Here is a 15,418-nt window from a genome sequence, read left to right as displayed (position 1 = left end):
TCCAATTTTACAGATATGGAACGAATTTAATATTAATCAGTTGTCGAGAGTTTCTAGGTGCGTTCTTTGGATTGATGGATTCATTGTAACTCCCCAAACTCCCCTCTCGACAGAGGAAGCGATTCCCGGAATCCGGGAATTGCGGTTGGGAAATTTGAGCGACGACGGCGTCATCCCCATTCTGATGGTTCCCGCCAAAACGCCAAGAAACCCAAGCCACTTGACCACTCTCTCCAGTGTCATTCTTTCATCCTCCGTTTGATTCTGTTTTCTTGTAATAAACATAACAAACCTTTATCCCTGATTTGGAGAGTAGCTCCCCTAGGTGAAGCGGGAAATTTCCGTAGGTAATTTCGGGAATTACGGGGGATGTCCCGATTGAAGCAACGAGGAATGGCTGTTCTTCTTGCACCGGCCCAACCAATGTGCATGACCGAAAACCGGTCAACAATCGCCCCACCAGCAGCTCCCGCTGCCATACCAATTTGAAGTATAGACGTATTTAGGCTCAGCACAATTTTCGAAGCTTGGGGAGCCAGTGTAATTAACACGAGAGAGAATACAGTGACAAGCTGTCCGGCTTACATATTGGGATTTTCAAATCGACCGCGATCCTGTCCAATATGCCAGCTATCACAAACTCTGATGTCCCGGCCAAAAAACCTCCCGCAGCCAGCAAGTAAACCCTCCAATAGTACTTCATAAATCATTCGGAGGACATGAAAAAAGAAGAGCTGCATCGCTGCAAGCTCCTCTACTGTGGTTATCCGTTTGTTCAGTTTCGAAAACCTGAAAATATTGCAATAACAATCTAAAAAGCATTGAAAGTATTTGTTTTAGTGAGGTTGTACAATGAAAACGGGTGTATTTGTTACATACTCAATACAAGGTGGGTGACAGTTGATGAAAATTCAACTAAACGATCAGCTTTCCATTTCCAAGTTGGTCATCGGATGCATGAGGATGAATGATTGGAATATGAGCGTCAGGCAATCAGTTGAGTTTATTGAATGGTGCATTGAACGGGGAATTACTACTTTCGACCATGCCGATATTTACGGAGGCGATCATCGAAACGAAGCGCTTTTTGGTGAAGCTTTGCAAATGGAACCTTCCCTGCGGGAGAAAATACAAATCGTTACGAAGTGCTCAATCTGTGTCCCGAATGGGAAAAATCCCCATATTAAAACCCGTTTTTTCAACACGGATAAATCATACATCTTAGAACAGGTTAATGACTCCTTGAACAAGCTTCATTGCGATTACATTGATATCATGTTAATTCATATGTTTGACGTTCTCATCAATCCGGGCGAGCTTAATGAAACTCTCCAGCAGCTTAAAAAAGAAGGAAAAGTCAACTTTTTTGGTCTATCCAACCATAGTCCGCTTGAATTTGACACCTTGCAAAAGTATACGGACATCAAATTTGTCACACACCAATTTATGTTGAATCCGCTCGGCATCCAAAATTATCAAAATGGCACCATGACTCATTGCTTGAAAGAAGGCATTTCGCCGATGATTTGGTCGCCTTTAGCGGGAGGAAGACTTTTCAAGGATACGAATAAGGTTGATGAAAAAATGAAAATCGTACTGGAAAACATTCGGAAGGAACTTCAACTGGAACATCTCGATGAAGTCATTTACAAATGGATCTTCAAGCATTCGTCAAATCCCGCTATCGTACTGGGCACCAGAAACAAGGAGCGGATTGAGCGGGCGATAAAATCTGTGGAAGGCCCACAGATGACCAGAGAACAATGGTATAAAATCCTTATCGAAGCAGGTTATACATTATGGTAATGGGTTACCAACACAATAATTTTTAATGCTAAGTATCCGCGATAAAGAAGGATGTTATCGTCATCTCTTTACGGCTTTAACTTCGGGTGGCACTCATCTCATCCTCTTATATTCGTCTTTCTTAATTAAATTGCCAACAGCTTAAGCTCAGGTTGCCATATTGATAGCTGCGGTGAAGCAGCTTCGCCTGACGATTGGAGTCACCGGTTCCCATCGTAAGAAGCAGCGGAATAAAGTGTTCGCTCGTCGGTACAGCCTCTCTGGCGTATGGAGCCAGTTCATGATATTGGAACAACGATTCCGTATCCCATGACTCGAGCTTATTCTGGAGCCAACTGTCGAACTGTTCCGCCCACTCATCGATTCCTTCGGAGCGCCAATTCAATCTTCTTACATTGTGGACTGTTCCTCCGCTTCCGATAATGAGAACATCCTGTTCCCTTAACTCCGACAACGCTTTACCGATTTGATACTGCTGTTCGTTGGTCAGATACCGGTTAACAGACAGTGCGATAACCGGGATATCCGCATCAGGATATAACAGCTTCAAAACCGCCCAAGCCCCGTGGTCGAGTCCTCTCCTCTCATTACGAACGCTCTGAATGCCATGTTTTTCAAACAGCGATTGCACCTGCTCGCGCAACAAGCGATCGCTCTTGGCCGGATAGGTCATCTCATAAAGCTCATCTTGAAAGCCGCCAAAATCATAAATAGTTTCATACGTTTCAGCAGCGCTGACCGTCTGCACTGGCTCCTCCCAATGAGCGGAGAAGAGAACAATCGCTTTCGGTTTAGGCGTATGATCCTTAAAGCTCTTTAATAGTTGTGTATATTCGTTATCCTCAAGCACGATCGACGGGGCGCCGTGCGAAAAAAAATAGGAAGGCAACATACGGTTTTTCACTCCTAGTTTGTAATCAAATCGGCATCCTGCTTAAGCCAATTCAGAATATCAAGCTGATTCTCTACGGATACGGCGTGATCGGTTGGATATAATTTAAATGCCAGTCGTGGCGTTTGATCCATGAAATACGCCGCCGTCTCATGGCCAATCCGAACCGGGAATACGGAATCGAACTCTCCATGTGAAACAAATACCGATAAGTCCTTCACGCTGCGCAGCGGATACTCCGTCTTCACAAACTCAGGAACATACCCGTTCAGCGCAACGATCCCCCTCAATTGATCTCCCATCGTAAGCGCAAGTGTCATGGACAGGATAGCGCCTTGGCTGAAGCCGAGCAAATAACGCTTTCCAGGATCGATCGGATACTTCTCGGTCGCATAATGAATGAATGCAGCGAGTTGCTTAACCGCATCATCAAACATTTCCCGGATTGGATTGCCCAGGCTTTTCAAATCATAATACTGATAACCTGCGCCTAATGGCAGGTTGCCGCGGATGCCGATAATGATGAAATCATCAGCCAATGGAGCGACCAAACCGAACATATTATTTTCATTGGAGCCTTTGCCATGCAGCGTAAAAACGACCGGATATCTCTTGTCAGTGGCCATATTTGCCGGCATATGAATGCTATATTGAAAAACTGGGTTCATAAGAAAATCCCCCTTACTTGTAAGTTAAGCATTGCGCTTGTTCAAAAATAGGCGGTCAACCGAGAGAGACGAGTTATCGGCAACAGTCAGATACAACGTAACTAGCATGAATCCGAGTTCCAGTTCAAAGCCGGGCATCTGGGCCAAGGGAGATGAACCATGCGTCTACATGACTAAGTCCCATTTTAAACTTAGCAATCCCGTGAACAATGAATATAATCCGTAATATATTTGTTATAGAGAAATAAATTTTATATGACTAATTTAATTTAAACACACTGGATTGTCAATGGAAATATTGCTAATATGTAATTATATTTTGTATTACCTATATTTCATGAGAGGTGCAATCGAATGGATATCGGCTCCACTATACGAGCGATTCGGAAGCGAAAGAATATCACCATCGCGCAAATTTGCGAAGAAAGCGGCCTGTCCCAAGGCTTCATGAGTCAGGTTGAAACCAATAAAACCTCCCCCTCAATATCGACGCTGGAAAGCATAGCGCTGGCTTTGAAGGTGCCTTTGGCTTATTTGCTTTTGAAGAAAGAGGATCGGATGAATATTGTCCGGAAGAATGAACGAAGAATTACAACAAGCGGTGCCGAAAAGTTAAGGGTGGAGCACTTGAGCTCCAGAAAGAATGTAAGGATGATGCTCGTAGAGTTCCCTCCCGGGGCTTCCACTGGGGACGTTCCTCATGCGCATGAAGGCGAGGAGGTCCACGTTGTCATTAAAGGGAGGATCTATGCGGAGCAGGGTGATGACGCGGCCGAATTCGGAGAGGGAGATTCCTTCAGTTGGAATGCGTGCACGCCCCATTTGGTGAGAAACATAGGCGGGGACACGGCAATCGTGCTCATTTCCATTTACACAGAGACCGATAGCGGACTGGATTTACTTTAATTATAAAAATCCGGTATGAGGCAACCCGATCTAGAATGCGTTTTTTACGTTGATATTTGTCCAGAGACGGGGAATGATAGATCTAATCATGTAATATTATTGGGTATCCGGTGGTGATTAACATTCATCTTGCAATCGCATTATTCACTATATTTGCGGCCTGGCGTTGGGCGGATTGGAAGCATTGGCGACGATACCACCCGACCATGCTCTATATTACTGCAGCAGGGTTTCTGTATGAGTATTTGACGGATGATTTCGAACTTTGGGCGTTCCATAACGTCTTACTGCCTAATGTTGAAATTGTCGTCATTATTTATGCCGTTATTACAATGCCGCTCAGCATCCTGCTCTATTTATCTCGATACCCCACCGAAAAATGGACGCGGCAGCTTGGGTACATCATTCTATGGATTGCAATATACGGTGTTGTTGAATTGCTACTGCAATTGAATGGAGGAATCGTGTATAAAAACGGATGGAATTTCGGGTACTCACTTCTATTCGATGCAATAATGTTTCCCATGCTGGTACTTCATCTTAACAAGCCGCTTTGGGCGTATCCAATTTCGGTTGTAATTGTCGTATTGCTTATGTTTTTGTTTAAGGTGCCAATTTATGAATAAATATTAATTGAGTTGTCCTATTTTATCGACATTTGGCATATACCCCCTTCCCGAAGATTATACATATGTTAATCGAATGATTTATGGGGGGGTGTATTCAATTTGTCAAATGAGTTCGTTACGCGTTCATTGGATGAGATCCGATTTTGGTCGCGTATTATGAAAGAACATTCCTTATTTCTAAAACTGGGTTTCCGATGTGAGGATACCCAATTAATCCAAGAAGCAAATCAATTTTATAGTATTTTTGAGCAAATTGAAGGTAAATCCCATTCATTTACTGAGGTAACTGACCCTGAGCAGATTAGACGTTTTAACATGGAAGTGCATTCAGCAGCTACACACATCTGGGCTTTTAAAAGAAAAGTTTTAGGGCTGATTATAACTTGTCAACTACCAGGCGCAAACAATTTCCCTTTATTAGTAGACCACACTAGCAGAGAGGCTAATTATTTTAGAAATCGATTGGAAGAATTAAACACAGGAAGATTAGAACCGCTACCTGATGCGATTATAGATGAAAATGTATTCTTTTTACGGATAATGGCTGACCACGCAAAGTTCATAGGACATCTTCTTGACCCATCTGAACGTCAGCTCGTGGAGCAAGCGCGAAATTTCAGTCACGATTTTGACCAACTTCTATTTCAAGCCATTGATTTAAGTGGAATGCGTCCTCAATCACAGACACATCCGCTTCTTGACCAATTCCTTGACCAAAATCGTGTTTCTGTTGCTTCCTTAAGGGATTTCAAAAAGACAGCACGAGATTTAATTGATGCTTGTCGGATCAAGAGTATTATACATCCATTACTTGCAGACCACGTGTTTCGCGAAGCAGAAAGATTTTTATCCATTATCGATATGTTTGAGGCAACTTTAACGGGAAATCAAGTTCCGAGACCCTGAATCTGAAGTCCAAGAATTACCAAATAAAACTGAATAATATATGATATCCCCTTGTATACAAAGGAGTTGATATCATGAGCCAATTTCCAGATGTAGTGATTATCGTCAGAAGTAAAAGAAATTTTGCTAACATTGGCAGATTCCGAATCATCGGAAGTGCAAATCCGTGTAGAAGATTTATAAGAATAGGGGCTCCAGTAAAAGATGCAGTGTTATGCCTTCTTCAGAATGGGTTTACAATAACTGAGCAAGGAAATATCGGTGTATTTTTCCGCACTCGGTAAGGCTGACATATAGCATTCCGTGCCCGGCATGATGAAAAAAATCATTTCAGATAAAGAAGGCTACCGATCATTGAACGGTAGCCTTCTGTTTTTTTTAACTAATAATTAAGTAAAAATGGCATAAAATAAAATCATAATTTGTCCAACTAAAAAAATGGGGATATCTACATAGTGAAAAGAAAAATCTGGGCTTTTATGAATCATCATGCGGTTGTATGGAAAATCCCATTAGCTGCATCATTATCATGGCAATTCGCTAAATGGGCCGGATCTAACCATCCTTACCTGGCTCCGCTTACGGTCATCTTGACCATACAGATAACGGTTACCAAATCCATGCAATTTGCATGGCAGCGAATTTTGGGTACGATCGCCGGCGTTCTTTTCACTGCGGCTGTAGCGCCTTATGTCGGTTTAAGCGGATGGAGCATCGGGCTATTGCTCCTTGTTGGGGCTATCGTTGTTGCGCGGTTGAATTTGGATCATGCTGTTATGATCCAAGTCGCACTCAGCATTTTATTGGTCATGTACTTTCAAAGCAAGATGCCCAGCTATCCGCTCGATCGCATTCGCGATACGGTTATCGGAGCTATCGTAGCGGTGCTGATCCAAATGCTGATCTTCCCTCCCGATTCCGTTAACAAAGCAACAAAAAAGTTGATTCATTTCGCGGACCATTTATCCAATCATTATGTTAACGCTGCCCAATGGGTTGAACACGGGTGCTCCTCGAGTGAAGCTCAGAGGATGGAGACAGAATTGCAATCCTTATTCCAAGAACTTCATCAAGCGACGACCGAATGGGATACGGCGGAAAAAAGTCTGCGTTATAATCCACTCGCGCAAAAAAAACGCAATACGTTGATCCAACTGTCCCGACAACTGAGTCAGCTCCGGTTAGGCTATGGGAATCTTTCTGATATGATACGAGTCTTTATGAAATGGTCCAAAAGTGGCAGTTTTACAAAAGAGGATCAGCGGATTTGGGCTGATCATATGAACACGTTAGCGGAGCTTGTAAAGGAATGGAAAAACCTTTCAGCCGCCCCGGCCATTCACGGTTTTGTTCCAAATGCCCCCGTCCTGCAAATAAAAGTGCCTGCCCATATGGAGAACTATCAGTACGCTAATGCTTTATATGTGGACGCTGAACAAGTTATTCAAGATTTCCAGGACCCTACATCTATCAATAAAGACTCATAGAACCCTGAGGTTGCAAGAGTTTACGGTCGGTTTCTCGGCTTAAAGACGCTCTTGACCGCTTCATGAATTTCTTCGTAGGACATGCACCTGCAAATATTGGATTCCAACCATACCCGAATCGTTTCGTCATCCGCGTTCGGATGAACATTCAACAGGCCATGACAGTTCACAATAAAACCAGGTGTGCAGTATCCGCATTGAAACGCCTGCTTTTGAACAAAAGCTTCCAGCACCGGCGAATTTCGCAAGCCTTCGATCGTTGTGATATGCAGCCCATCAGCTTCCACGGCAAGCATAAGGCACGCTTTTATAGGAAGCCCGTTTACTAAGATCGTACAAGTGCCGCAATCGCCATTGTCGCATCCGGATTTGCTTCCCGTCAGTCCGAAATGATCTCGAAGAATATCTAAGAGCGTATCGGCAGCCCTTACCCGAGTCATTCGCTGTTCCCCGTTAACGATTAGCGCGGTATCGTAAGATGGCATGCTTCACCTTCTTTCCAGAATGTTTACGCCATCAGCCGCCGGAGAAGCACATCAAACGGTATCATGGACTGCCCTCCATATGGATTCCGGCGTTAGTGGCAGCTTATTAAGTCCTATACTGACAGCTCTTGACAAGCTGTTTGCCAATGCTGCCGGCATGCCAATTAAGCCATGCTCACCGATTCCTCGTAATCCGAAAGGCGCTTCCAAATGAGGCGTCTCGACAAAATCAACCAGATACATCGATTGTTCTCCATACCGAATCAGCTTATAAGTTCGCAGTTGCGGATTTATGATGACCCCATGTTGATCAAACAGAAAAGCCTCCCGGCTTGCAAAACTTAACCCCATACTCATCCCGCCTGTAATTTGACTACGGGCGAAATCCGGATTGATCACCTTGCCGGCATCAATCACCGTCGCCGCTCTGACGATTTTATAAGAGTAATCTCTTGTATTCAATTCAACTTCAACCGCCTGGGCGCCTACCGTCCACTCCGGACCGGGATTCCCTTTACCGGTTTCTGGATCCAGCGGTGTTAAATTTCGCATCGCATAACTCCCCCGCCCGATCACCTGTCCGCCGATCGTATCCCCGTTTGGTAATATATATCCATTGGCGATTTTTACAATCTCTACCCCGACTTCGTCATGACTTTTCAGGAAAACCCTGCCAACTCCAACATCCAACTCGGCCGGCGAGTATTTCAATACCATTGAAGCTATAGTTTTTAGTTGTTCGATAGCATCATCAGCCGCCTTCAGGACTGCGTTACCAACGAGAAAGGCACTACGGCTCGCCACCGTTTTCCAATGCTGGGGATCCTTCCCGGTATTTATTTCCGTAGAAATATGGATCATTCGGTCATCCATGCGCAAACGTTCAGCCAACATTTGAGTAAGCGCCGTCCTCGTGCCTTGACCTATCTCCACTGCACCGCAAAGCAGATTCACGCTCCCATCCGGATTAAATACGACGACGGCTCCCGCCCCTGCGTCTGTTGGCGTATTTGAATTTTTCCAGAAACAGCAGACCCCTTTCGCTTTGATAAGATGACCATCGGTTTCAATTTGGGGACGGTCGTCCCAGTGGATCAAAGTTTTCAGTTTCGCGATACTCATGGGCAAATCACCTACGTTGCTTCGATCTAGCAAGGTTTGCGTCGGGGTTGTATCCCCCGGTCCAATGGCATTCAGAAAACGAAACTCCAATGGATCCATTTTCACTTGATTGGCCAATAATTCCACTGCTCGTTCCATGGCGAACGTCTGCTCCGGATGGCCGAATCCTCGATATGAGGTTGAATAGGGATGATTGGTATACATACATAACGAGTCGCAATGAACGTTATCGATTCGATAAGGCCCCGTACAATCGGCGGCTCCCGCGCGGCTCATGACGACTCCACGGTCCGAATAGGCGCCGCCGTCATATAGAAATAAAATTTCCGCAGCAACAATTCTTCCTTCATTCGTACAGCCAAGTTTGATTCTGGCTTCCAGTCCGATATGTACCGGAGAAGAGATCATGTCCAGTTCCCTGGAATTTATCAATTTCACAGCTCTTCCTCCGACGGCTTTGGAAGCTAAAAAAGCAAGAAATTCCATTTGAATTGCGGATTTTCCGCCAAAACTTCCTCCTACCAAAGGAGTATGAACGATGACTTTATGAAGCGGAATTTGAAACGATTGACTAATCGCTCTGCGAATGACAAAAGGGGATTGTGAAGCGGAATGGATAATCACCTTTCCGTCTGGTCCAATCTCCGCTATACTGCACCGCGTTTCCATCGCGGCATGATCCGATTGCGGCGAAGCAGCATGCAACTCGATGATATGATCGCTCTTCTTCCACCCTTCCTCTAAATTCCCCTTGCGTATTTTGGTTCGGTTAGCGATGTTTGTTCCCGGCTCCGGGTAAACCTCTTCATGCCGCTTGTACTCGGCAAGACGTTCATGAATGAGCGGAGCAGTTTTCTGCAAGGCTTCATTCGGGGAATGGACGACTGGTAAAAGTTCATATTCCACTTTGATCTGAAGAGCTGCCCACTCGGCCGTATATTCCTGATCCGCAACAACAAGTGCGATAGGCTCGCCATAATATCTAACCTTGTCAATTGCGATTGGCGGCCGATCTGCCAGTGGTGAGCCCGTCAAAATTGAATCATATTTTCCTGTTATCACTGCTCTCACACCCGGTATTTTCCAAGCCTCTGAGGTATCGATTGATAAGATGTTGGCGTGAGCATGTGGGCTAACTGCTATTTTGGCATGCAAAAGCCCCGGTCTCGAAATATCATCCATATATTGGGTGAGGCCTGTAACTTTCTCCCATGTTTCCTTTCTGGGGATGCTTTTTCCAACCGATACAGTGTTCATAATCCCCTCCTGTTTTCGAAATTTGGCAGGACTCATCTATACAATATATACAAGACTTTTTGTCCGTATTATCTAAAATCATGCTCATATTATAGGAATCAAAACCTGCCGTGAGGACAACCTAGATGAATATCTTGAAATACTTTCTTATGGTGACATCTTATGAATCGAATGAAACTTTACTCCGCAATTGTTTTGCTGATTTTAAGCATGATTCTAGGAATTGGTCACAACCCTGTCTATGCTGATCCAGCGCTGCCAATTGTGGCCGACCAAGGCATTTATTCCATTGAAGTTTACCCGCACCAGCACCAACTTGTTGTTCGGGCACAGGGACAGAAATTGAAATCATATCCCGTCGCCGTTGGCAATCCATCTACTCCTACACCTGTTGGGGAATATCAAGTCGTTTACAAAGGGAAAAATTGGGGAACTTCCTTTGGCCCACGCTGGCTTGGTTTAAATGTTCCTTGGGGAACTTACGGTATTCATGGAACGAACAAGCCGTTTTCCATCGGGCAGCATCTGAGTCACGGTTGCATCCGCATGCGAAACAGCGATGTTATCGAATTATTTGATATGATTCCGCTTGGAACAAAAGTAACCATTTTCGGGCATGTATTGGGGGATCCGAATCATGAACCAAGGGATTTGGCGGAAGGTGATGTCGGGGGAGATGTGCAGCTGATCCAGTCCCGTTTGAAGAGTGCCGGTTACTTTAAAGGGATATGTAATGGAAAGTTTAGATCGAATACTACTACTGCCTTAAAACTATTTCAAAGAGACCATCGTTTAGCGCAGAACGGTGTAGTCTCGAAAAAGGTTTATGTGGAGTTAGGATTGTTAGAGTGAAGATCAGGAATTTTCTGTCGATCATATATTTTCCAGTAATTTGAAAAAGATTCCCCCATTGGTCATAGAGGAACCTTCTTTTGCATGAAATATGAATAAATCGCTTAGCAAACCTTTATTGAAGGCATCTTTACGTAGTGCTTTGATAATGCTGTTATTGCCCTTGTTCATGAAAAACTGTCTCACATATTCCATAGGTGCACGAATGAGGAAAAATACGGAATCATTAAAAAGCGAAATAAACTACCGACAAATCCCAAAATATAATGCTTGGGGATTAAGCTTAATTATGGAACCTTCACAACATAAGATGCCGTAAACACTTGATTGTCTCTTTGAAACTGTCCCCATATTTTATAGGTTCCGCTCTTCGGAAACGATGTCTCGAAAATCGCATCCGGTCCCGTGCCTTGACCTTCATCCGCATGTACGTGCAGATATTGTTCTCCGTCTTCCGTTAATATCACCACGTGCCCAATTGACCCTAAATAGGGCTGCAGGTCAGTAATCGGTTGACCGGTTTTCTCATCCTTGAAGGAAAACTTCAACGTCAACTCTTTTGCCGCCGCCAGTTGATCGATGGCCAGCTCTACTCGCTTCCCTTCGATGGTCTTGACCAGACTCGTATCCGGGACGATCGGGATGGACTTCGCGCTTTCACCCTCGATACGAACCCATTTCATCTTCGTCATCGCATCACCAATCGTTGGTTTAAAATCGGCTATCAGCCTGTATTCGCCACCGCTAGGAAAGTCATTCGAAATCTCGAACACACCATTCCCCTTATAATCGGGATGGATATGGTTGAAGTAAGATAAATCCTTGCTGATCACCATCAAGTGCAGCAGCTTTTCGTGATTGACCTCAAAATCTTCAATCCGCCCGCCGTCCTTTTTCTTGATCTCAACCCGGATCAGCTTTTTCATGCCGGATCCGGACGCTTGTTCGTCATCAAGCGTCCAGACTGCTTGCACATCATCCGATAAAATTCTCGTGCTGGCGGCTGTCACGGTTTCGTTCTCCCACGAAGGTTTGGTTCCACATGCGGATAAAAGCAGGATCGTGATCATCATGAGAAAAAACAAGGGCCTTTTATTCATATCGCAACGCCTCGCTTAATCGGGTTTTCGCGGCTCTGGATGCCGGCGTGAAGCTGGAAACCAAGCTTACCAATATGCCGAACATGCCTATGCACAGGACAATGATCCAAGAAACTCCAAATTGGTAAGTCAAGGAACGAATCTCAAGGAATGTTGAGGTGATATAGATCAATAGGATTCCGAAGCTGCAACCCACCACGGCGGCTGCGAGTCCGATGCCGAAGCCTTCCAGCATGATCATCCGGATCACTTGCCGGCGCGTAACCCCGACAGCTCTCATCATTCCAAGCTCGCGAATCCGCTCCATAATATTGATAAGCAGCGTGTTCGTAATCCCCATGCCTGAAATGATGATCGATACAATGACAAGGCCGTTGATGACATTGAAGGTTCCGGCATACATGGAACCGACCATGGAGACGATATCTTCAGGGCCGAACATATCCTCGATCCTTTCGCCGAAGCGGCTGAAAATATTTTCTCTCATTTGCAGCGGGGAGGTTATGTTGTCATTAAGCACCAAAGCGTTCTTCGCGTATTTGATCCCGAAGCTTTCTTGAAAGGAATCTTCTTTCATGAAAGCGCCGTAACCGCCGTTTTTCATTGAGCTCACAATGGCGACAACCTTGAAGGAATGCTTCCCCTGCAGCGTCTCAAGCTCGATGCTTTCCCCAATCTTGCCGCCCCAAGCGGCATAGGCGATTCTATCCAAAATGATTTCATCACGGTTCAACCGTCTCACCAGCTCGCTGCGCGATGTGCCCGAACCCGCAAATAACGGGAACCGGTCGATCCACTCTCCAACGCCGAATACTGGGAGCTTGCGCTGCTGGCCGTTCAAGGTCCAGATGGCGGAATACAGCGAGTACATCCTTGCGTCGGCCACGCCCGGAGTTTTCTCCAACTGCTCCAAATCCGTCTTTTCGGTATGATGAAAACGGATATCCAGGTTGCCGCCGTAAGAGGAATAGACGGTTTTTTCATAAGATTGGATAAATGCCGAATTCATCGAGCTCATCAGAACGACCATCGCGATGCCCCAACACAGGATTACTGAGGTCATCGAGGTGCGTCCCAAATTCCGCTTCAAATTGCTTTCAGCCATATGGCCGCTGAATCCGAATAGCTTCCGGTAGAAAGGCCGCAAAAGAACAATGAGCATGCTGAACAGGTACGGATAGACAAGCGCCACTCCAAGCATTAAAGGCACGATCAGGAGCAAATGCTTGATAAAGAAGCTGGAAACGATAAGCAGCACCCCAGTGGCAACCTGCCACTTGCGAGCGATCGTCTTTTCGAAGTGTTTGGGTCTCAGCACATCAATCACACTGGTCCTGCCGACTTGGCGAATCGGAATCAGGGCGGCGGCGAACGGAACCAGCAGTCCGGCCAATACGGAAACCGCAATGCCTTTGATCAGCAGCATGCTACTACCTTCGTCATAGATGCTGAATACCATGTAGATCGCTTTTGTTAAGAGTGTGCCGAATCCATATCCGAGCAATAAGCCGGCGGCCGTTCCCGCGATCGACAGTAACCATACTTCGGCAAGGACAAACCCCCGTAACTGCTCAGGTAAATACCCGATCGTCTTGAGAACGGCAAATTCCTGTTTACGCTCTTTGACGCTTACGTACAAGCTGTTGAAAATGATAAACCCGCTGAGAGCGATGCCCAAAAATCCGGCTACATACAGGGCCAGAAAGAAGGTTCCCGATTCGCTGACGGAACCGAAATCGACCATAACAGGCTGCATATACATGTTTCCGTAACGCTTTACAAGCTCATTCACTTGCTGCTCTACCGCATTCCGGTCGGATTCATGAACAGACTTGATGTGAACATTTTGAATTTTTCCATTCAACCCGAACCATTCCTGCAATACGGAGAGTGGCACGGCTGCCGCCCAATGATGATACTTCGCCATTCCCCAGCTGGAAGGCCCCATAAGCTCAACCGTGTACTTAACTATGGCCGATATTTGGATACTTTTGATCCCCTGATCCGTATCGAAGGAAAGCGTATCTCCCACGTTGGCGTTCCACGCCATTGCCGATCTGTCTGTAATGACGGCACCGCCGGACGTCAAGCTTCCTTTGACCACGCTGAAGTTTGTAAGCGGCGTATCCAGTCTCGAGTAACCGCTCAGCTCCACCCTTTTTTGGATGGCGGAAATCCCTTCTTTTTCTACATGAAGCTTCGTATTTTGCTTCAACACGGCGACAGATGCCGTATTGTTCATTGTTTCGACGTCATTGTAAACATCTTCCGGCATGTAGGCTTCCGTACCTGAGATGAGATAATCCGCTTTGCCGAAAGCCGCTTTCAAATACAGCGGAAACGTTCGCTTGGCGGTATCGACGGAAGCGGTCACCGCAAACGAAGAGGCTACGCCAATGACGATCGATAGAAATGTGAGCAGGGTTCGAAGTTTTCGGCGCATTAAGTTACGCCATGCGATCTGCCAAATATTCAATGCCGGTCCCCCCCATCTTGCACGACTTCCCCATCACGGATCATAATGATACGATCCGCTGTTTGTGCAGCTTTCCGATCATGCGTCACCATCACGACAGTAATGCATTCTTCCTTGTTCAAACGCGACAAAAGCTTCAGAACTCCCTCTCCGTTCGTTTGATCCAGATTTCCTGTCGGCTCATCCGCTAAAATAAGTCCCGGCTTCATCGCAAGGGCTCTTGCAATCGCAACTCGCTGCTGCTGTCCTCCGCTTAGCTGTGACGGGAAGTGCGCCGATTTGCCCTCCAGATTGACGTCTTCCAGCAGTTGATTGACCCTCGTTGCGATCTCCGTCGCCGGTGCCTTATTGGCAGACAAAGAGAGGCCGACGTTCTCCGCCACGGTCATCATGGGAAGCAGTTGATAATTTTGGAACACGAAGCCTACTCTCGTTCTGCGAAACAATGTCCTTTGTTTCTCATCCAGATCGTTCAATCGAACTCCATCGACGGTGACATCTCCCGAGGTAGGAAGGTCGAGACCTCCGATCAGTTGCAGCAGCGTGCTCTTTCCCGAACCGCTAGGTCCCATGATGGCAATGAATTCTCCTTTTTTGATATGAATATCGTTCTCCTTCAGGGCGGTGTAATTCCCCGCTTCCAAGGCGAAAACTTTGGACACTTTATTAAGCTTGATCATCGAACTATCATCCTTTCTATTGATTTGTATAATTTAGTCGATCGATATGAAGTTATTCTAATGCAGAAAGAGATCAGCTAACGCGCAAACGATGAATATACGACCGCAAATATTTGCGGTATCCGCGCAAATAGCTCTCAAGATTGGTGGAC

At 45.7% G+C, this 15,418-nt stretch carries 14 protein-coding genes; 6 read left to right on the top strand and 8 right to left on the bottom strand.

Features of this window, described 5'->3' with window-relative positions:
• Window positions 1-36: 36 nt before the first annotated feature.
• Window positions 37-243 (bottom strand): hypothetical protein, encoded by a 207-nt coding sequence (locus ACFQZT_RS14420; RefSeq protein WP_379300952.1) that lies wholly within the window; start codon window positions 241-243, stop codon window positions 37-39.
• 660 nt (window positions 244-903) lie between these two features.
• Here ACFQZT_RS14420 and ACFQZT_RS14415 point away from each other — a divergent pair.
• Window positions 904-1,806: an aldo/keto reductase gene (locus ACFQZT_RS14415; protein WP_379300950.1), complete on the top strand. Its 903-nt coding sequence runs from the start codon at window positions 904-906 to the stop codon at window positions 1,804-1,806.
• A gap of 121 nt (window positions 1,807-1,927) precedes the next feature.
• On the opposite strand, the gene ACFQZT_RS14410 is transcribed toward ACFQZT_RS14415, so the two are convergent.
• Together ACFQZT_RS14410 and ACFQZT_RS14405 are read right to left on the bottom strand one after the other, a co-directional pair.
• The gene (locus ACFQZT_RS14410; protein ID WP_379300948.1) at window positions 1,928-2,698 is read right to left on the bottom strand and encodes a DODA-type extradiol aromatic ring-opening family dioxygenase; all 771 of its coding nucleotides are present in this window, start codon (window positions 2,696-2,698) and stop codon (window positions 1,928-1,930) included.
• A gap of 14 nt (window positions 2,699-2,712) precedes the next feature.
• Window positions 2,713-3,366 carry an alpha/beta hydrolase gene (locus ACFQZT_RS14405; RefSeq protein WP_379300946.1) on the bottom strand — a complete coding sequence of 218 codons (654 nt, stop codon included), beginning with the start codon at window positions 3,364-3,366 and terminating at the stop codon, window positions 2,713-2,715.
• Between the two features lie 354 nt (window positions 3,367-3,720).
• Here ACFQZT_RS14405 and ACFQZT_RS14400 point away from each other — a divergent pair, with 354 nt between their 5' ends.
• The 4 genes from ACFQZT_RS14400 to ACFQZT_RS14385 all read left to right on the top strand — a co-directional run bounded on the left by ACFQZT_RS14400 (window position 3,721) and on the right by ACFQZT_RS14385 (window position 7,294).
• Complete coding sequence (locus ACFQZT_RS14400; protein ID WP_379300944.1) at window positions 3,721-4,272, top strand: helix-turn-helix domain-containing protein; 552 nt, start codon at window positions 3,721-3,723, stop codon at window positions 4,270-4,272.
• Between the two features lie 113 nt (window positions 4,273-4,385).
• Window positions 4,386-4,898: a CBO0543 family protein gene (locus tag ACFQZT_RS14395; RefSeq protein ID WP_379300943.1), complete on the top strand. Its 513-nt coding sequence runs from the start codon at window positions 4,386-4,388 to the stop codon at window positions 4,896-4,898.
• Between the two features lie 102 nt (window positions 4,899-5,000).
• A complete protein-coding gene (locus ACFQZT_RS14390) occupies window positions 5,001-5,807 on the top strand; it encodes a DUF2935 domain-containing protein (RefSeq protein ID WP_379300941.1) in 807 nt (268 codons plus the stop codon).
• 455 nt (window positions 5,808-6,262) lie between these two features.
• Complete coding sequence (locus ACFQZT_RS14385; protein WP_379300939.1) at window positions 6,263-7,294, top strand: FUSC family protein; 1,032 nt, start codon at window positions 6,263-6,265, stop codon at window positions 7,292-7,294.
• A gap of 20 nt (window positions 7,295-7,314) precedes the next feature.
• Here the strand turns inward: ACFQZT_RS14385 and ACFQZT_RS14380 are convergent, their stop codons facing one another.
• On the bottom strand, window positions 7,315-7,779 hold the full coding sequence (locus tag ACFQZT_RS14380; protein WP_379300937.1) for a (2Fe-2S)-binding protein: 465 nt from the start codon (window positions 7,777-7,779) through the stop codon (window positions 7,315-7,317).
• Between the two features lie 51 nt (window positions 7,780-7,830).
• A complete protein-coding gene (locus ACFQZT_RS14375; RefSeq protein ID WP_379300935.1) occupies window positions 7,831-10,158 on the bottom strand; it encodes a xanthine dehydrogenase family protein molybdopterin-binding subunit in 2,328 nt (775 codons plus the stop codon).
• 171 nt (window positions 10,159-10,329) lie between these two features.
• Between ACFQZT_RS14375 and ACFQZT_RS14370 the strand changes: the two genes are divergently transcribed.
• A complete protein-coding gene (locus ACFQZT_RS14370; protein ID WP_379301061.1) occupies window positions 10,330-11,010 on the top strand; it encodes a L,D-transpeptidase family protein in 681 nt (226 codons plus the stop codon).
• 287 nt (window positions 11,011-11,297) lie between these two features.
• Here the strand turns inward: ACFQZT_RS14370 and ACFQZT_RS14365 are convergent, their stop codons facing one another.
• Genes ACFQZT_RS14365 through ACFQZT_RS14355 form a run of 3 tightly spaced genes read right to left on the bottom strand, consistent with a single transcriptional unit; the run spans window position 11,298 to window position 15,266 of the window.
• Window positions 11,298-12,110 carry a hypothetical protein gene (locus tag ACFQZT_RS14365; protein WP_379300933.1) on the bottom strand — a complete coding sequence of 271 codons (813 nt, stop codon included), beginning with the start codon at window positions 12,108-12,110 and terminating at the stop codon, window positions 11,298-11,300.
• Window positions 12,103-14,586: an FtsX-like permease family protein gene (locus tag ACFQZT_RS14360; protein ID WP_379300931.1), complete on the bottom strand. Its 2,484-nt coding sequence runs from the start codon at window positions 14,584-14,586 to the stop codon at window positions 12,103-12,105. The genes ACFQZT_RS14365 and ACFQZT_RS14360 overlap by 8 nt, the downstream gene beginning before the upstream one ends.
• On the bottom strand, window positions 14,583-15,266 hold the full coding sequence (locus tag ACFQZT_RS14355; protein WP_379300929.1) for an ABC transporter ATP-binding protein: 684 nt from the start codon (window positions 15,264-15,266) through the stop codon (window positions 14,583-14,585). The genes ACFQZT_RS14360 and ACFQZT_RS14355 overlap by 4 nt, the downstream gene beginning before the upstream one ends.
• Between the last annotated feature and the right edge of the window lie 152 nt (window positions 15,267-15,418).

Origin of the sequence: Paenibacillus sp. GCM10027628, from assembly GCF_042676385.1 — a bacterium.
Classification (GTDB): Bacteria; Bacillota; Bacilli; order Paenibacillales; family NBRC-103111; genus Paenibacillus_E.
This window is presented reverse-complemented; position numbering and strand designations above follow the sequence as displayed.